Source organism: Streptomyces atriruber (genome assembly GCF_001418325.1).
GTDB classification, from domain to species: Bacteria; Actinomycetota; Actinomycetes; order Streptomycetales; family Streptomycetaceae; genus Streptomyces; species Streptomyces atriruber.
In genome coordinates this window covers 1-16,014 of record NZ_LIPN01000001.1, presented here as the reverse complement: position 1 = coordinate 16,014, position 16,014 = coordinate 1, and the positions used below count along the sequence as shown (strand labels likewise).

Annotated in this window: 20 protein-coding genes; 12 read left to right on the top strand and 8 right to left on the bottom strand. The window is 72.8% G+C overall.

The window, feature by feature from the left end; all coding sequences use genetic code 11:
- Positions 1–4 precede the first annotated feature (4 nt).
- The 4 genes from AOK03_RS00100 to AOK03_RS00085 all read left to right on the top strand — a co-directional run bounded on the left by AOK03_RS00100 (position 5) and on the right by AOK03_RS00085 (position 3,710).
- On the top strand, positions 5–1,132 hold the full coding sequence (locus AOK03_RS00100) for a pseudouridine synthase (protein WP_055563011.1): 1,128 nt from the start codon (positions 5–7) through the stop codon (positions 1,130–1,132).
- Between the two features lie 86 nt (positions 1,133–1,218).
- Complete coding sequence (locus AOK03_RS00095; RefSeq protein WP_055563010.1) at positions 1,219–1,944, top strand: NUDIX hydrolase; 726 nt, start codon at positions 1,219–1,221, stop codon at positions 1,942–1,944.
- Positions 1,941–2,942: an ADP-ribosylglycohydrolase family protein gene (locus tag AOK03_RS00090; protein ID WP_055563009.1), complete on the top strand. Its 1,002-nt coding sequence runs from the start codon at positions 1,941–1,943 to the stop codon at positions 2,940–2,942. Before AOK03_RS00095 ends, AOK03_RS00090 begins: the two co-directional genes overlap by 4 nt.
- 3 nt (positions 2,943–2,945) lie before the next feature.
- Positions 2,946–3,710, top strand: coding sequence for a nucleotidyltransferase domain-containing protein (locus AOK03_RS00085; protein WP_055563008.1), 765 nt, complete (start codon positions 2,946–2,948; stop codon positions 3,708–3,710).
- Here the strand turns inward: AOK03_RS00085 and AOK03_RS00080 are convergent.
- From AOK03_RS00080 to AOK03_RS00065, 4 genes are read right to left on the bottom strand one after another with little or no spacing between them, the layout of a single operon-like run.
- Positions 3,693–4,379: a nucleotidyltransferase domain-containing protein gene (locus AOK03_RS00080; protein ID WP_055563007.1), complete on the bottom strand. Its 687-nt coding sequence runs from the start codon at positions 4,377–4,379 to the stop codon at positions 3,693–3,695. The two genes, AOK03_RS00085 and AOK03_RS00080, sit on opposite strands and share 18 nt — an antisense overlap.
- Positions 4,380–4,402: 23 nt before the next feature.
- Entirely contained in the window at positions 4,403–4,861 is a 459-nt protein-coding gene (locus AOK03_RS00075; protein ID WP_055563006.1) for a Rieske (2Fe-2S) protein, read from the bottom strand.
- A complete protein-coding gene (locus tag AOK03_RS00070) occupies positions 4,858–5,451 on the bottom strand; it encodes a DUF6529 family protein (RefSeq protein ID WP_055563005.1) in 594 nt (197 codons plus the stop codon). The genes AOK03_RS00075 and AOK03_RS00070 overlap by 4 nt, the downstream gene beginning before the upstream one ends.
- 30 nt (positions 5,452–5,481) lie before the next feature.
- On the bottom strand, positions 5,482–6,153 hold the full coding sequence (locus AOK03_RS00065) for a hypothetical protein (RefSeq protein ID WP_055563004.1): 672 nt from the start codon (positions 6,151–6,153) through the stop codon (positions 5,482–5,484).
- Positions 6,154–6,341: 188 nt separating this feature from the next.
- Between AOK03_RS00065 and AOK03_RS00060 the strand changes: the two genes are divergently transcribed.
- The 6 genes from AOK03_RS00060 to der all read left to right on the top strand — a co-directional run bounded on the left by AOK03_RS00060 (position 6,342) and on the right by der (position 11,359).
- Positions 6,342–6,767, top strand: coding sequence for a YidB family protein (locus tag AOK03_RS00060; RefSeq protein ID WP_055563003.1), 426 nt, complete (start codon positions 6,342–6,344; stop codon positions 6,765–6,767).
- 120 nt (positions 6,768–6,887) lie between these two features.
- Positions 6,888–7,250: a chorismate mutase gene (gene aroH, locus AOK03_RS00055; RefSeq protein WP_055563002.1), complete on the top strand. Its 363-nt coding sequence runs from the start codon at positions 6,888–6,890 to the stop codon at positions 7,248–7,250.
- Positions 7,247–8,332: a prephenate dehydrogenase gene (locus AOK03_RS00050; protein WP_055563001.1), complete on the top strand. Its 1,086-nt coding sequence runs from the start codon at positions 7,247–7,249 to the stop codon at positions 8,330–8,332. Before aroH ends, AOK03_RS00050 begins: the two co-directional genes overlap by 4 nt.
- 112 nt (positions 8,333–8,444) lie before the next feature.
- Complete coding sequence (gene cmk, locus AOK03_RS00045; RefSeq protein WP_079074356.1) at positions 8,445–9,140, top strand: (d)CMP kinase; 696 nt, start codon at positions 8,445–8,447, stop codon at positions 9,138–9,140.
- Positions 9,098–9,799 carry a lysophospholipid acyltransferase family protein gene (locus tag AOK03_RS00040; RefSeq protein ID WP_425264338.1) on the top strand — a complete coding sequence of 234 codons (702 nt, stop codon included), beginning with the start codon at positions 9,098–9,100 and terminating at the stop codon, positions 9,797–9,799. Before cmk ends, AOK03_RS00040 begins: the two co-directional genes overlap by 43 nt.
- An 81-nt stretch (positions 9,800–9,880) precedes the next feature.
- The gene (der, locus tag AOK03_RS00035; RefSeq protein ID WP_055562998.1) at positions 9,881–11,359 is read left to right on the top strand and encodes a ribosome biogenesis GTPase Der; all 1,479 of its coding nucleotides are present in this window, start codon (positions 9,881–9,883) and stop codon (positions 11,357–11,359) included.
- 90 nt (positions 11,360–11,449) lie between these two features.
- On the opposite strand, the gene AOK03_RS00030 is transcribed toward der, so the two are convergent.
- Together AOK03_RS00030 and AOK03_RS00025 are read right to left on the bottom strand one after the other, a co-directional pair.
- The gene (locus tag AOK03_RS00030) at positions 11,450–11,809 is read right to left on the bottom strand and encodes a hypothetical protein (protein WP_063792383.1); all 360 of its coding nucleotides are present in this window, start codon (positions 11,807–11,809) and stop codon (positions 11,450–11,452) included.
- Between the two features lie 166 nt (positions 11,810–11,975).
- Positions 11,976–12,758: a hypothetical protein gene (locus tag AOK03_RS00025; protein ID WP_055562996.1), complete on the bottom strand. Its 783-nt coding sequence runs from the start codon at positions 12,756–12,758 to the stop codon at positions 11,976–11,978.
- 526 nt (positions 12,759–13,284) lie between these two features.
- Here AOK03_RS00025 and AOK03_RS00020 point away from each other — a divergent pair.
- The gene (locus AOK03_RS00020; protein ID WP_055562995.1) at positions 13,285–13,926 is read left to right on the top strand and encodes a LysM peptidoglycan-binding domain-containing protein; all 642 of its coding nucleotides are present in this window, start codon (positions 13,285–13,287) and stop codon (positions 13,924–13,926) included.
- 84 nt (positions 13,927–14,010) lie between these two features.
- The gene (locus tag AOK03_RS00015; RefSeq protein WP_055562994.1) at positions 14,011–14,595 is read left to right on the top strand and encodes a LysM peptidoglycan-binding domain-containing protein; all 585 of its coding nucleotides are present in this window, start codon (positions 14,011–14,013) and stop codon (positions 14,593–14,595) included.
- On the opposite strand, the gene AOK03_RS00010 is transcribed toward AOK03_RS00015, so the two are convergent.
- Positions 14,561–15,241 (bottom strand): ATP-binding cassette domain-containing protein, encoded by a 681-nt coding sequence (locus AOK03_RS00010; RefSeq protein ID WP_055562993.1) that lies wholly within the window; start codon positions 15,239–15,241, stop codon positions 14,561–14,563. The genes AOK03_RS00015 and AOK03_RS00010 overlap by 35 nt on opposite strands.
- Positions 15,242–16,014, bottom strand: a 773-nt coding sequence (locus AOK03_RS00005; RefSeq protein WP_157868822.1) for an ABC transporter ATP-binding protein, incomplete at its 5' end; no start/stop codon positions are given. It lies immediately after the preceding gene.

Genomic DNA, 16,014 nt, shown 5'->3' with positions numbered 1-16,014 from the left:
TTTGATGCGAAGCAGCAGCGGCAGGAACAGCAGCGGAAACAACGGCGGGAGCCGTGGTGGCAACAGCGGCGGCCGCGGCGGGAGCAGCGGTGGCCGCGGTAACCACCGCGGTGCCGGGAACAACCGCGATGACAAGCAGGGCGGCTCCGGCCGTCCGAAGAAGCCGCGTCCCGAGGAGCGGCGCTACGACGTGGGCTCCGGCGGCACGCAGGCCGGTCCGAAGTCGGGCCGTGGCGCCTCGGCGCGCGGCGGCGCCAAGGGCGGGCCCAAGCAGGGCCAGGGCAACGGACGGGGGCGCTGGGCCCCGGCCACCTCGCGTGAGTACGACGCGCGGGCCGAGGAGCGCAACCGCGAGCGGTACGCGGGCAAGCCGAAGACCAACCTGCCCAAGACCTTCCCGGGCGCCGAGCAGGAGGGCGAGCGGCTGCAGAAGGTCCTGGCCCGCGCGGGCTACGGCTCGCGCCGCGCCTGCGAGGAGCTGGTCGAGGAGGCCCGCGTCGAGGTCAACGGCGAGATCGTCCTGGAGCAGGGGCTGCGCGTCGACCCGGAGAAGGACGAGATCAAGGTCGACGGCCTGACCGTGGCCACCCAGTCGTACCAGTTCTTCTCCCTGAACAAGCCCGCCGGCGTCGTCTCCACCATGGAGGACACCGAGGGCCGGCAGTGCCTGGGCGACTACGTGACCAACCGCGAGACGCGGCTCTTCCACGTGGGGCGGCTCGACACCGAGACCGAGGGTGTCATCCTGCTCACCAACCACGGCGAGCTGGCGCACCGCCTGACCCACCCCAAGTACGGCGTGAAGAAGGTCTACCTCGCGCACATCGTGGGCCCCATCCCGCGCGACCTGGGCAAGCAGCTCAAGGACGGCATCCAGCTGGAGGACGGGTACGCCCGTGCGGACCACTTCCGCGTCGTCGAGCAGACCGGCAAGAACTACCTGGTCGAGGTCACCCTCCACGAGGGCCGCAAGCACATCGTGCGGCGCATGCTCGCCGAGGCGGGCTTCCCCGTCGACAAGCTGGTGCGGGTCGCCTTCGGGCCGATCACCCTGGGCGACCAGAAGTCCGGCTGGCTGCGGCGGCTGTCCAACACGGAGGTCGGGATGCTGATGCAGGAAGTCGACCTGTAGGCCGGTAGTCCCCGGGAATCCCTTGTGCGGACCACCCCCCTCTCTTTATAGTCAACGAGACTATAAAGAGAGGGGGGTGGTGGTGCATGCAGGGGTACGACAAGTACGCCTTCGAGCCCTTCGCCGTCACCGTGGACCTGGCCGTGTTCACCGTCCGCGAGGGCGCGCTGCACGTCCTGCTCGTCGAGCGCGGCCAGGAGCCGTACGCCGGGCGCTGGGCCCTGCCGGGCGGCTTCGTGCTCCCCGAGGAGTCGGCCGAGGCCGCCGCGGGGCGGGAGCTCGCCGAGGAGACCGGGATCGCCGATGTCGGAGGGCTGCACCTGGAGCAGGTGCGCACCTACAGCGAGCCGGACCGTGATCCGCGCATGCGGGTCGTCTCCGTCGCGTTCGCGGCGCTCGTCCCCGACCCGCCGGACGTCCGCGGCGGCGGCGACGCGGCCCGCGCGGCCTGGCTGCCCTACAGCCCGGCGACCTACCGTCCGCTCGCCTTCGACCACGACCGGATCCTCGCCGACGCCCACGACCGGGTCGGCGCCAAGCTCGAGTACACCGGGCTCGCCACGGCCTTCTGCGCGCCCGAGTTCACGCTCGGCGAGCTGCGCCAGGTCTACGAAGCGGTGTGGGGCGCCGAGCTCGACCCCGCCAACTTCCGCCGCAAGGTGGTCGGCACGGCCGGGCTCGTGGAGGCCGTCCCCGGCGCCGCGCGGCTGACCGGCGGACGCGGCAAGCCCGCGGCCCTCTTCCGGGCCGGCACCGCAACCGCCCTGCACCCGCCCCTGCTCCGCCCCGCCCCGGAAGGACAGCCCTCATGAAGCGAGCCGCCACCGGATCCCTCATCGGCCTCGCGCTGGGGGACGCGCTCGGCTTCCCGACCGAGTTCAACGACGTGCCCTCGATCCTCGCGAAGTGCGGGCCCTGGCGCGACATGGCGCTGCCCGCCCCCGCGTACATCACCGACGACACCCAGATGACGCTCGCGCTGAGCCGTGGCCTGCGCACCGCCATGGACCGCGGCCCGCTCGGCCCCAAGCGGCTGGAGCGGCCGCTGCGCGAGGAGTTCGTGGCGTGGTACCAGTCGCCGGAGAACAACCGCGCGCCCGGCAACACCTGCCTGAAGGCCTGCTACCTCCTCAAGACCGGCAAGCCGTGGGAGGAGGCGAGCCAGGTGCACTCCAAGGGCTGCGGCGCCAATATGCGGGTGGCGCCGATCGGGCTCGCGCCGGGCCTCGGCGACGAACAGCGGGCGGGCGCCGCCCAGCTGCAGTCCGCCCTCACCCACGGCCACCCGACCGCGCTCGCCGCCGCCGACCTCACCGCCCATGCCGTGCGGCTGCTCGCCCAGGGCGCCGAGCCGACGGGACTCGTCGGGCTGCTGCGCTCGTACGCGTACGAGAACCGGGAGACGTACCACGAGCGCTGGCTCGGCGAGCTGTGGCGGCGGGGCGGGGACGCGACACCGCAGGCGTTCATCGCGCGCGGCTGGGACGAGTGCCTCGGCGCGCTGGAGCGGCTCCGGGACGCGCTGCGCACGCCCTCGCCCGAGACCGACCCCTGCCTCGCGACCGGCGAGGGCTGGATCGCCGAGGAGGCCTTCGCCACCGGGCTGCTGTGCTTCCTGATGTTCGTCGACGAACCGGTCACCGCCCTGCGCAGGGCCGCCTGCACGTCCGGGGACTCGGACTCGATCGCCTGTCTCACGGGCGCCTTCGCGGGGGCCCACCTCGGCGCGGACGCCTGGCCCGCGGAGTGGGCCGGACGGATCGAACACAGGGTCGAGCTCCAGGAGTTCGGGGCGCTCTGGGACGCTTGAGCCATGACTGTGGACCTGGGCCCCGACCTCGACATCGACCTCACCTCCGTCGTCGCCGAGCAGACCGACCCGCTGCTCTTCGCGACGGTCTCCGGAGCGCACCTGTACGGCTTCCCCTCGCGCGACTCGGACGTGGACCTGCGGGGCGTGCACCTGCTGCCCGTGACCGACCTGGTGGGGCTGCGGGAGCCGGACGAGACACGGTCGCGGATGTGGGACAGGGACGGCGTCGAGATGGACCTCGTCACGCACGACCTGCGCAAGTTCGTCCGGCTGATGCTGCGGCACAACGGATACGTCCTGGAACAGCTGCTCTCCCCGCTGGTCGTGCACACCACCGACGCGCACGCCGAGCTCGTCGCGCTCGCGCCGGACGTCCTCACCAGCCACCACGCCCACCACTACCGGGGGTTCGCCAACACCCAGTGGCGGCTCTTCGAGAAGAACGGCGAGCTCAAGCCGCTGCTCTACACCTTCCGCGTGCTGCTCACCGGCCTCCACCTGATGCGCGCCGGTACCGTGGCGGCCCACCTGCCCACGCTCGTCGACGAGGTGAAGGACGCCCCCGCGTACCTGCCCGAACTCGTCGCCGCCAAGGCCGAGGCCGAGCACGGCGGCGCCGACGTGGACCACGCGCGCGTGGCCGCCGACGTGGAGCGGCTGCACGCTCTCCTGGACGAGGCGCAGGCGGAGTCAGCCCTGCCCGGTTCCCACGCGGCGTACGACGCGCTGCACGACCTCGTCGTGCGCTTACGCCTCCAGGGCTGACACCCGGCGCGTGCGGAACAGGAAGTCCTCGATCCGCTCCCGGTCGGGCCCGGCGGGGAGCGGGGAGTGCGCGGCCGCGTCCTCCGCCTCGGCGGCGAGACGGTTCATCCACGCCTCGACCTGAGGCCAGGACCGCTCGCCGCGCTTCACCGCGAGCAGCGGCTCCCGCTGGTCGCCGACGTCGATCGTCAGCTCGCCGGTGCGCAGCAGGTCGCGGCAGGACATCAGCAGCCGCAGCAGGTGCATGGCGTGCTTCCAGCGCGGGGCGCCGTGCGTGCGGATGTCGGCGTCGAGCTTCCTGCGCTGGCCCAGCGCGTAGCGGGCGAACGTGTCGTGGGCCTGGCGGGAGAGGAACGCGTCGCGGAGCGCGAGGAGTTCGCGTCCGGTGTCCGTGACGTGCGCCACGAGCGGGGAGTGCAGGCACTCCAGGACGTTCGGATTGGCGCGCAGGGCGAGCTCGCAGAAACGCTCCAGCTCCCAGCTGAACTGTTCCTCGGCGGGGCCGTCCACGTGCGTCGGGGGCTTCTCGAAGCGCCAGAACAGCGGTGCGGGAGCCAGGAAGACGCCCCTGCGGTCGGTGTCGCTGTCGTCCGTGGCCAGGCCGAAGGCGCGCGAACCCATCACGCAGGAGTAGACGGTGTGGTCGCGTACCAGGTCCTGAGGGTGCATGGAGGGGAGCGTACGGCCCCGCGTCAGCCCAGGGTGATCGAATTTCCGGTGACCGTGATCTTCTCCGCGGGCAGCGGGCGCGGGGCGGGCCCGTCCGCCACCGACGCGTCGGCCACCCGGTACTTGCTGCCGTGACAGGGGCAGTTGATCGTGCCGTCCGCCACCTCCGCGACGATGCAGCCCGAGTGGGTGCAGACCGCGGAGAAGGCCTTGAAGGTGCCGCTCTCCGGCTGCGTCACGACGACCTTCTTGTCCTTGACGACCTTGCCGCCGCCCACCGGCACCTCGGAGGTCTTGGCCAGCTCCGGGCCCGCGGGCTCCCCGTCGGCCGCCGACGTCTCCGAGGCGGGCGTGCCGCCGTCCGACGCGGGAGACTCCGGCGGCGCCGGCTCCGCCCCCTCGTCGCCGTACTTGGTGCACCCCGCCGCGAGCGCCACCGCACCCGCCGCCAGGACCGCCCGCCGCGACGCGCTCCCGCTCATGCCGTCACCCCGAACGTGCGGAAGAACCACAGTGCCGAAGAGAGCCAGATGCCCGTCAGCGCGGCGAAGACCAGGCCAGCGACCACGGGCAGCAGCCAGCCCGGCAGCCGCTCCGTGCGCAGGAGCAGCATCTTGGCGCTGAACGCCCCGTAGAAGAAGCAGCCGAGCAGCGAGTGCCACAGCACGCGCGTCGAGTACGTCTGGTAGCCGAGCGCGTAGAGGCAGTGCACCGCCACGGGGACGGAGACCAGGAACGCGATCCGGCCCGCCCAGCGGTGCAGCGCCGCCGACCAGGAGGGCCCCGGGAGCCGCCCGTACAGCATCAGCGCCGACACGACCTGGAGCAGCGCGAAGGCGAACGCCGTCGTGCCCAGCCAGGCCTTGACGGCGCTCGTGCTGCTGAACCCGGCCAGGTTGAAGGCGGTGCCCGCCGGATCGTGGGCCTTGCCGTACGCGCCGAGGCCGACGGCCACGGCCGCGGCGGTCAGCGCGGGCAGCAGATAGCGGGCGGCGCCCGCTCTGCGGTGGCCGGTCGCGCCAGGGGGCACGGGGAATCCGCCCTGGGTGGGGGCGCTCGGGTCGACGCTCATGCGGGTCTCCCTTCACGGCGGTACGGGTCGCTAGGGCGTCACGGGGCGGGCGGTGACGACGTCGCCGTCGACCCGGACGGTGCCGGTCCCGGGGTCGATCCGCGGGGCCTTCGCGGGCTTGCCGTCGCGCTTGAGGATGCCGACCTGCCGACCGTCGGGCAGGACGATCCAGCCGCCGTCGAGCTGCGCGCCGCGCACCTCGGTCGTGGCGCGGTACAGCCCGGAGGGCTTGACGGCCTTGTCCGCGGTGAACTTCCGGGTCTCTTCGTCGACGTCGACGGTGCCGCGGACCTTCTTGCCGGTGATCTGCCCGTCGAGCTTCGCGCCGTGCTTGCCGGTCAGGCGCATCGAGCCGTCGTCCTCGACGTTCCCCTTGAGCCAGGACTCCGTGTCGCGGCCGTCGCAGTAGTAGGCGATGGCCTTGCTGTCGCGCACCGAGATGGAGACCGCGGAGGTGTCGTCGTCGGTGCGGCCCGCGTACTCGGCCTTCGACGGCGGCTTCGCGGCCGGTGACCGCGTCGGCTGCGCGGAGGGCTTCGGCGTGCCCTTCGCCGTGCCCTTGGCGGGGGAGGACGCCGCGGTGTCGGGCGCGTCCCCGCCGTACGACGAACTGCCCGTCTCCGTCGTCGCGTTGAGCGACAGCATGAACAGGGCGAGCAGCAGCCCGGTCAGAAGGGTGAGGAGTGGACCTGAGCGCTTCATACGGGCCTCCCCCGAGGCGCGGCACCTGCCGACCCTCCATGCAAGCGGACCCGGGGCCGCCCGTCCAGGGGTGAACGACCACTAATCGGTCCAAGTGGCGACAGGGGGCGATTCGGGCGACATTGGCAGGGTCCGAGGTCCGCGGCGGACGCGGTGCGGGCCCGGCCCTCCACGCGAAAGGCAGGACCATGGCGGGTAACGATCTGGGCAGCCTTCTCGGCGGTCTCCTGGGCGGCGGCCAGCAGGGCGGCGGCTCGTCCGGCGGTGGTGGCAACATCCTCGCCGCGCTGCTCGGCGCCCTGATGAGCAAGGGCGGCGCGGGCGGGAGCAACCCGCTCTCCGGCCTCCTCGACGGGCTGAACAAGGCCGGACTCGCCGATCAGTCCCGGTCCTGGGTCGGCGCCGGAGAGAACAAGGAGGTGACCGGCGCGCAGCTGCAGCAGGCACTGCCCGACGACACCCTCCGCCAAGTCGCCGAGGAGGCCGGAGTCTCCCCTGAGCAGGCCGCGAACGAGATCGCTCGGGTGCTGCCGCAGGCCGTCGACAAGCTGACCCCCGAGGGCCAGGTGCCCTCCGGGTCGCTCGAGGACCTGATCAGGCAGCAGCAGCTCTGACCCACCCCGGTATGGTGCGCGGCGCCCGTCTCGGCAGACGGGCGCCGCGCACTCCCGCGCCGGGTGCTGGATAGGCTTGACACTCATCCAAGGCGTACGCGGGACAAGAAGGGCAGTGACGTGGCGGTACGAGCGGTCCGGGGCGCCGTCCAGCTGGAGCGGGACGAGGCCGGGCACATGGGCGAGCAGGTCAGCGCGCTGCTCACGGCCGTCCTCGAACGCAACGGACTGACGCAGGACGACCTGATCAGCATCTGGTTCACGGCCACGCCGGACCTGCGCTCCGACTTCCCCGCGGCCGCCGCCCGCGGACTCGGCATCGTCGACGTACCGCTGATCTGCGCGCAGGAGCTCGACATCGAGGGCGCCCTGCCCCGGGTCGTCCGCCTCCTCGCGCACATCGACACCGACCGGGCCCGCTCCGAGGTCACGCACGTGTACCTCGGCGCCGCGGCCGCACTCCGCAAGGACATCGCCCAGTGAGAACCGCCCTCGTCATCGGCACCGGCCTGATCGGCACCTCCGCAGCCCTGGCCCTCGCCTCCCGCGGCGTCACCGTCCACCTCGACGACCACGACCCGGGGCAGGCCCGCACCGCCGCCGCGCTCGGCGCCGGCACCGACGCACCGCCCGAGGGCACCGTCGACCTGTGCATCGTCGCCGTGCCGCCCGCCCACGTCGCCACCACGCTGGCCGACGTGATGGGCCGCGGGGCCGCCCGCGCCTGCATAGACGTGGCGAGCGTCAAGGGCGGCCCCCGCCGCGAGCTGGAGGCGCTCGGCCTCGACCTGACCACGTACATCGGCACGCACCCCATGTCGGGGCGCGAGCGCAGCGGCCCGCTGGCCGCCACCGCCGACCTCTTCGAGGGCCGGCCCTGGGTGCTCACCCCGACCCGGGACACCGACACCGAGGTGCTCAACCTCGCCCTGGAGCTCGTCGCCCTCTGCCGGGCCGTGCCCGTCGTCATGGACGCCGACGCCCACGACCGTGCGGTCGCCCTCGTCTCGCACATGCCGCACCTGGTCTCCAGCATGGTCGCGGCCCGCCTGGAGCACGCCGAGGAGTCCGCGGTACGGCTGTGCGGCCAGGGCATCCGCGACGTCACGCGGATCGCCGCCTCCGACCCCCGGATGTGGATCGACATCCTCTCCGCCAACCCGGGACCGGTCGCCGACCTGCTCGCGGAGGTAGCCTCCGACCTCGACGAGACGGTGTCGGCGCTGCGCGCGCTGCAGTCCGCCGACAGCGCGAAGCGGACCGAGGGCGCCACCGGCGTCGAGAAGGTGCTGCGGCGCGGCAACGCGGGACAGGTCAGGGTGCCGGGCAAGCACGGCGCCGCCCCGGCCGCGTACGAGGTCGTCGCGGTGCTCATCGACGACCAGCCGGGTCAGCTGGCCCGGATCTTCGCCGACGCGGACGGCGCGGGCGTCAACATCGAGGACGTGCGCATCGAGCACGCGACCGGGCAGCAGGCGGGTCTGGTACAGCTGATGGTCGAGCCGCAGTCCGCCCCGGTGCTGACGGTGGCGCTGCGGGAGCGGGGCTGGTCGATCCGGCAGTAGCGGGCCCGCGAAGGTGCTGTCGGGGCAGGGCGTGCGAGCCAGTAACCTTGTGCGGGGCGCATTCGCGCCCCGCTTCCCTGGCCCGCGTACAGCGAAAGGTGCCCACAGCCCCGTGGAAACAGCCGAAACCGCCGCCCCGGCAGCCGTGATCGTCGCCATCGACGGACCGTCCGGCACGGGCAAGTCGAGCACCTCGAAGGCTGTCGCTGCCCAGCTCGGCCTCAGCTACCTGGACACCGGTGCCCAGTACCGGGCCATCACCTGGTGGATGGTGCACAACGGCATCGACCTCACCGACCCGACGGCGATCGCCGCCGTCGCGGGCAAGCCCGAGATCGTCTCCGGCACCGACCCGGCCGCCCCGACCATCACGGTCGACGGCACGGACGTCGCCGGGCCGATCCGCACCACCGACGTCACCTCGAAGGTCAGCGCGGTCAGCGCCGTCCCCGAGGTGCGCACCCGCATCACCGAGCTGCAGCGCTCCATCGCTGTCTCGGCCGAGAAGGGCATCGTCGTCGAGGGCCGGGACATCGGCACGACCGTGCTGCCCGACGCCGACCTGAAGATCTTCCTCACCGCGTCGCCCGAGGCGCGCGCCGCCCGCCGCTCCGGCGAGCTGAAGGGCGCCGACGTCAAGGCGACGCAGGAAGCCCTGATCAAGCGGGACGCGGCCGACTCCAGCCGCAAGACGTCCCCCCTGGCCAAGGCCGGCGACGCCGTCGAGGTCGACACCACCGAGCTCACGCTCCAGCAGGTCATCGAGTGCGTCGTCACCCTCGTCGAGGAGAAGCGGGCCGCGAAGTGAGCGAGGCTCCCTCCGAGCGGGGGGCTTCCGAGCGGGGCGCCGAGGTCGGCCGCAGGATCGGCGTCGGCCTCATGTACGGCCTGTGGAAGCCGCGCGTGCTCGGTGCCTGGCGGGTGCCCGCGAGCGGCCCAGTGATCCTGGCCGTCAACCACTCGCACAACGTGGACGGCCCGATGGTCATGGGTGTCGCGCCCCGGCCGACGCACTTCCTGATCAAGAAGGAAGCGTTCATCGGCCCGCTCGGATCCTTCCTGCACGGGATCGGCCAGCTGAAGGTGGACCGCTCGGTCGCCGACCGCATGGCCATCACCCGGGCGGTCGACGTCCTGGAGCAGGGCGGCGTCCTCGGGATCTTCCCGGAGGGCACCCGGGGAGAGGGCGACTTCGCGTCGCTGCGGGCCGGGCTCGCGTACTTCGCGGTGCGGGGCGGCGCCCCGATCGTGCCGGTCGCGGTGCTGGGAAGCACCGACCGTCCCGGACGGTTGATAAAGCAGCTGCCTCCGCTCCGCAGCCGGGTCGACGTCGTCTTCGGCGACCCGTTCGCGGCGGGCGACGGCAGCGGGCGACGTACGCGCAAGGCGCTCGACGAAGCGACCGTGCGCATCCAGGAGCGCCTCACCGCCCACCTGGAAAACGCCAGGCGCCTGACCGGGCGCTGAGCGAGACTTATCAAGTAGTGCGCGGGCCCGATACGCAGCCGGTGCACCGATCACCACGATGAACGACGAGGTACGGACTTCATGAACGACCAGATCCAGCCCGAGGGCGACGGCTTCGCCGAGCACGACCACGGGGCGCTCGGCGACGCCGAGTACGCACAGTTCATGGAGCTCGCCGCCGAAGAGGGCTTCGACATCGAGGACGTCGAGGGCGCCATCGAGGAGGCGGGCCACGGCCCGCTGCCCGTCCTCGCCGTCATCGGCCGCCCGAACGTCGGCAAGTCGACTCTGGTGAACCGCATCATCGGCCGCCGCGAGGCCGTCGTGGAGGACCGCCCCGGCGTGACCCGCGACCGCGTCACCTATGAGGCCGAGTGGTCGGGCCGCCGCTTCAAGCTCGTCGACACCGGCGGCTGGGAGCAGGACGTGCTCGGCATCGACGCGTCCGTCGCCGCCCAGGCGGAGTACGCGATCGAGGCCGCGGACGCCGTGGTCTTCGTCGTCGACGCCACGGTCGGCGCCACCGACACCGACGAGGCCGTCGTGCGCCTGCTCCGCAAGGCCGGCAAGCCCGTCGTGCTCTGTGCCAACAAGGTCGACGGCCCGTCCGGCGAGGCCGACGCCACCGCCCTGTGGTCCCTCGGCCTCGGCGAGCCGCACCCCATCTCCGCGCTGCACGGCCGCGGCACCGGCGACATGCTGGACGCCGTCCTCGAGGCGCTGCCCGAGGCCCCCGCGCAGACCTTCGGCGCGGCCATCGGCGGCCCGCGCCGCATCGCGCTCATCGGCCGTCCGAACGTCGGCAAGTCCTCGCTGCTCAACAAGGTGGCGGGCGAGGACCGCGTGGTCGTCAACGAGCTGGCGGGCACCACCCGCGACCCGGTCGACGAGCTCATCGAGCTGGGCGGCGTGACCTGGAAGTTCGTCGACACGGCGGGCATCCGCAAGCGCGTCCACCTCCAGCAGGGCGCGGACTACTACGCCTCGCTGCGCACCGCCGCCGCCGTCGAGAAGGCGGAGGTCGCGGTGATCCTCATCGACTCCTCCGAGAGCATCTCGGTCCAGGACCAGCGCATCGTGACGATGGCCGTCGAGGCGGGCCGCGCGATCGTCGTCGCCTACAACAAGTGGGACACCCTCGACGAGGAGCGCCGCTACTACCTGGAGCGGGAGATCGAGACGGAGCTCGCCCAGGTGGCGTGGGCCCCGCGCGTCAACGTGTCGGCGGCCACCGGGCGCCACATGGAGAAGCTGGTCCCGGCGATCGAGACGGCGCTGGAGGGCTGGGAGACGCGCGTGCCGACCGGGCGTCTGAACGCGTTCCTCGGCGAGATCGTCGCCTCGCACCCGCACCCGGTCCGCGGCGGCAAGCAGCCCCGCATCCTCTTCGGCACGCAGGCGGGCACCAAGCCGCCGCGGTTCGTCTTCTTCGCGTCGGGCTTCATCGAGGCGGGCTACCGCCGCTTCCTGGAGCGCCGTCTGCGCGAGGAGTTCGGCTTCGAGGGCACGCCGATCCACGTCTCGGTGCGGGTGCGCGAGAAGCGCGGCCGCAAGAAGTAAGGACGCCCGCGGGCGCCTTCGTACGAACGCCGAATGCCCGGCCCCCCCGTCGTGGGGAGGCCGGGCATTCGGCTGTCCGGGCGGGCGCGCTCAGTGATCGCGGCGCGGGCCGGGCGGCAGGGCCGCGGGGAACTGGTGGTGGCCCGTGGCGTGGTGCTCGTGCTGACCGTAGCGCGCCACGTGGAACTGGCCGCCGTAGCGCGGGTCGTGCCGTCCGTCGACGCGGTGCTGGACGCCGTACGGCCCCGGACCGAAGGCGGTGAATCCCAGGTCCTCCTCGCCGCTCCGGTCGCCCGGCAACGCCCGGAAGGCCCTGAGGTACTCCGAGTACAGCGCGTCGTAGATGGGTGTGGCCGAGTGGCTGCCCGTCGAGTCCTGCGCGGTGCGCATGGACGGGATGGGGCTCTGGTACGCCGGCCGGTGGCGGGGGGAGGGGTCGTATGGATGCACGTATGTGCCAACGAAACGGGCGCCGTGCGGATGCGGGGGCCGCGCCGCTTTCCCCGTCCGGCAGGAGTGTGACCGGCGCATTCGGGGTCCGGGCGGCCCTCGCGGGTGGGCGGCCGCTCAGAGCCTGTGTCATAACCCCGCCCGGGCGGGGTTATGACACAGGCTCTCAGGTTCCGGCGAGCGGCAGCGCGCACGCGACGAGGCGGCCGTGGGTCGCCGCCTTGTCCAGCGCGTCCCGCAGCATGTCCTCGCGCGGCTGGCGGCCGATGGAGCCGACGGGGGCCGCGAAGAGCAGCACGGTCTGGGTCTTGTTGGCCGCGGTCCGCCAGTCCTCGGTGACCTGGAGCGGGTGGTGCGCCTGCCACCAGGCGACGGGGGAGCCGCCGCCGGTGCCGGGCTGCAGGATGGCGTGCAGCTGGCCCATGGCGAGCAGCACGGACCAGCCGGGCAGCGCGGGCGGCACGGAGTCGAGCGAGGTGACGGGCATGAAGCCCTGCTCGATCAGGAGCGGCAGGAACTCGTCGCCGCCGCCCTGCGCGGCGCCGGGGCGGGCGATGGCTCCGGTCGGCTCGACGACGAGGGCGGGGCGCAGCTCGCCCTCGATCAGGACGAGGCCGCTGGTCACGCCGAGCACGGCCTGGCTCGGCGCGGAGTCGGACGACGCCGAGCCGTCGTCGCCGGTGATCGAGCGGACGGCGCCCTGCAGCTGCTCCTCGGAGACCGTGACGATCTGGGAGGGCAGGCAGGTGGAGTGGGCGAAGGCGAGCACGGCCGTCTCGTCGCCGACGAAGAGGACGGTGCTGGTGCGCTCCTGTTCTGCGTCGCCCGGGGTGCGGCAGGACGTGCAGTCGTAGCTGCCCGGGGTGTTGTCTCCGGCGAGCAGCCGGTCGGCTTCTTCGTCGCCGATCTCGGCGCGTACGTCGTCGCTGACGTCCAGCATGCGCGGCACGGGTGGCTCCTCGGAATCGTCATCTGGGGTGCATGGGGAGGGTGTGGCGGGCCGGACGGTGTCCGGCTCTTAAGAACACAACGGCGGATCAGTGGCGCAGGTCACGCACGAAGGCGAACGGAATCGAACCATCCGCAGCGGAGCGTGAAACGGGCCGCGGAACCTGTCACTCCGCGCCAACAGGTGCTGGGTGCACAGAGGTTGGGGCGGTGAGCTGAGTCACAGATCGTCGGTGGGCGCGGTCACTAAATCCTGATATCGGCCAATGAAGTGGGTGGCCGAAACTCGCCGATACCGCCGGTAACGCCCAACTGGCCTGGAATGACAAGGACTTGGTTGATACGGGACGGGAGGACTTCTAGATTCCACCGCCGTGTGCAGCGAGCACCGCTCGGGTACGTCCGCCGGTCGCACCAGCCAGCTCCAGCACCGACACCGGCGGGCGGGGCCGGTCGGACCCCAGGCGCCGGATGCGTGAGGGGCCCGTACGGCCAGGGGGAGCCCGGGTCCTGCGAGAGGGAATTTCATGTCCGCACGTCCCAGGAGCACGCGCACGACGGCAGTGATCGGAGGGGCCGCACTCCTGGCCCCGCTGGGCCTGCTCGCCGCGACCGGCCAGGCCGGTGCCGCGGACAGCGGAGTGTGGGACCGCATCGCACGGTGCGAGAGCGGCGGAAACTGGCAGATCAACTCGGGCAACGGCTACTACGGCGGGCTGCAGTTCTCCGCCGGTACGTGGCGTGCGTACGGCGGAGGGGCCTACGCACCGACCGCCGACAGGGCGTCGAAGGCGCAGCAGATCGCCGTCGCCGCCAAGGTGCAGCGGGCGCAGGGGTGGGGCGCGTGGCCCACCTGTGCGGCCCGGGCCGGCGCGTACGGCAGTGCGCCGTCCGCCGCGGCGCCGGTGCCGAAGGCCGTGAAGCCCGCACCCAAGGCGGTCAGGCCCGCGCCCAAGGCCGTCGAGCGGCGGCCCGGCAAGACCGCGGACCGCTCCGACCGGGGCTCCACGCGCGGTGCCCCCGGCAACTACACCGTCCGGCAGGGTGACACCCTCAGCCGCATCGCGGCCCGGCACGGGACGAACTGGCAGCGGGTGTACGCGGCCAATCAGCGCGTCATCGGCGGCGACCCGGACATGATCGTGCCGGGGCAGCGGCTGAGCGTCTGATCCGATCGTCCGACCGGGTGGGGGTCGGCTCCGTGGCGGCGCGGCACGCCACGAGCCCGTCGCGGAGCCGCCTAGCGTGACCCGATGCACCCGAAGTCGATCAAGCGTGTCCGGTCCGTGTCCGTGGTCGTCGGCGCGATCCTCGCGGCCGTGTCGCTGCCCTCGGGCGCCGCGTCCGCGGCTCCGCCGCAGCAGTCGGGCGCCGTCTCCAGGCCGTACGACTGCTCCTTGGACAAGGGGCCGTGGCACTGCCTCGCCGAGTGCGAGAGCAATGGCCGATGGCAGACGAACACGGGCAACGGCTTCTACGGAGGACTGCAGTTCTGGCAGCCCACCTGGGAGGAGCACGGCGGGCTCAAGTACGCGCCGCGCGCCGATCTCGCCACCCGGAAGGAGCAGATCAAGGTCGCCGAGAGGGTGTTGCGCACCCAGGGCTGGGGCGCCTGGCCCGTCTGCTCCAAGGAAGTGCGCATCGAGCGGTTCGACCGCCGCGTCCACAAGGTGAAGCCGGGGGAGACGCTGAGCTCGATCGCGCGCCGATACGACGTGAAGGGAGGCTGGCAGGCCCTGTACAAGGCCAACCGTGGCAAGGTCGGGAGCCGTCCCGAACGGCTCGGTGTCGGCACGCTCCTCATCATTCCGGGGCGTACCGCGACCGGGCGCGGCTGAGCTCTCCCGGCTCCCCGCTGAACACGACCGCGCCCCGGCGCAGTTCGTGCACGACCGCCGTCCGGCCCGCGCCCTCCCGCAGGCCGGGCGGCAGCCGCTGTTCGGCCAGGACCACACAGGCGTCCAGGCCGCCGAGAAGTGCGTAGGTGCGTGCCGCGACGGCGGGTGACATGCCCTGGGTCGGCTCATCCGCGAGGATGATCCCGGCGTCCGACAGCAGGGCCCTGGAGAGGGCCAGCATGCGCTGCTCGCCTCCCGAGAGGGTGCCCGCACGGCGGCGCAGCAGGGGGCGCAGCTCGGGATAGGCGTCCAGGGCGCGTGCGAAGTCGCCCGTGGTGTGCGCGAGGCCGAGGTTCTCCGCGACGGTGAGGGAGGCGAACACCGCACCGCGGTCCGGTACGAAGCAGAGGCCCTGCGCGGCCCGTTCATGGGCGGGGCGGTGCGTGATGTCCCGTCCGTCGCGGACGACCGCGCCCGCGGAGAGGGGGACCGTGCCGGCCAGGGCGCGCAGGGCCGTGGTCCGGCCGGCGCCGTTGCGGCCGAGGAGGACGGTGAGGGCGGTGGCGGGGGCCGCCAGCGTGATGCCGTGCAGGGCCTCCAGGGGGCCGTAGTGGACGCGGGCCCCGCGCAGTTCGATGCCTCGCATTCAGTGCGCCCCTTCCAGCACCTCGTCCGCGGGGCCGGTCGTCACGATGCGGCCCGCGGCCATCACGTGCACGGTGTCGGCGAGGCCCGCCACCAGGTCGAGATCGTGCTCGACGACGAGGAGCGCCATGCCGTCGGCCGCGAGGGCACGCAACAGCACGGCGAGCGCCGCCACTTCGGACGCGTCCAGGCCCGCGGCCGGTTCGTCCAGGAGGAGGGTGTGCGGGCCGCCCGCGAGGGCTCTCGCCAGTTCCGTGCGTCTGAGGGTGCCGGTGGAGAGGCCGGTCGCGGGCCGGGCCTGCAGGCCCGTCAGGTCCAGGAGACGGAGGGCGCGGGTGGCGGCCTCCCGGGTGCTGCCTCTGCTGCCCATGCTGTCTCTTCGGCCTCTCTGGCCCATTCCCTGTTCCGCCCCCACCCGGACGTTCTCCGCGACCGTCAGGGACGGGAAGACCGCCAGTTGCTGGAAGGTGCGGGCCGTGCCGGTACGGGTGCGGGCGTGCGCGGGCAGTGCGGTGATGTCGCGGGAGCCGAGGGTGATGCGTCCGGCGGCGGGGCGCAGGGTGCCGGCCAGACAGTGGAAGAGCGTGCTCTTGCCCGCGCCGTTGGGGCCCACCACTGCGGTGACGCGACCCGGGGGGACGCTGAGGGTCACGTCGTCCAGGGCGGTGAAGCCGTCGTAGGCGAGGGTGATGTGGTGGGCGGTGAGGGTGGGGTGGGGGCTTCTTGGCTCGGCTTGCTCGGTGCGGGTCCGGGGCCGGGGCCGTGGGGGTTCCT

Coding starts and splice junctions, on each gene's coding strand:
- AOK03_RS00100 (WP_055563011.1), top strand. CDS start 5: ATGCGAAGCAGCAGCGGCAGGAACAGCAGCGGAAACAACGGCGGGAGC.
- AOK03_RS00095 (WP_055563010.1), top strand. CDS start 1,219: ATGCAGGGGTACGACAAGTACGCCTTCGAGCCCTTCGCCGTCACCGTG.
- AOK03_RS00090 (WP_055563009.1), top strand. CDS start 1,941: ATGAAGCGAGCCGCCACCGGATCCCTCATCGGCCTCGCGCTGGGGGAC.
- AOK03_RS00085 (WP_055563008.1), top strand. CDS start 2,946: ATGACTGTGGACCTGGGCCCCGACCTCGACATCGACCTCACCTCCGTC.
- AOK03_RS00080 (WP_055563007.1), bottom strand. CDS start 4,379: ATGCACCCTCAGGACCTGGTACGCGACCACACCGTCTACTCCTGCGTG.
- AOK03_RS00075 (WP_055563006.1), bottom strand. CDS start 4,861: ATGAGCGGGAGCGCGTCGCGGCGGGCGGTCCTGGCGGCGGGTGCGGTG.
- AOK03_RS00070 (WP_055563005.1), bottom strand. CDS start 5,451: ATGAGCGTCGACCCGAGCGCCCCCACCCAGGGCGGATTCCCCGTGCCC.
- AOK03_RS00065 (WP_055563004.1), bottom strand. CDS start 6,153: ATGAAGCGCTCAGGTCCACTCCTCACCCTTCTGACCGGGCTGCTGCTC.
- AOK03_RS00060 (WP_055563003.1), top strand. CDS start 6,342: ATGGCGGGTAACGATCTGGGCAGCCTTCTCGGCGGTCTCCTGGGCGGC.
- der (WP_055562998.1), top strand. CDS start 9,881: ATGAACGACCAGATCCAGCCCGAGGGCGACGGCTTCGCCGAGCACGAC.
- AOK03_RS00020 (WP_055562995.1), top strand. CDS start 13,285: ATGTCCGCACGTCCCAGGAGCACGCGCACGACGGCAGTGATCGGAGGG.
- AOK03_RS00015 (WP_055562994.1), top strand. CDS start 14,011: ATGCACCCGAAGTCGATCAAGCGTGTCCGGTCCGTGTCCGTGGTCGTC.
- AOK03_RS00010 (WP_055562993.1), bottom strand. CDS start 15,241: ATGCGAGGCATCGAACTGCGCGGGGCCCGCGTCCACTACGGCCCCCTG.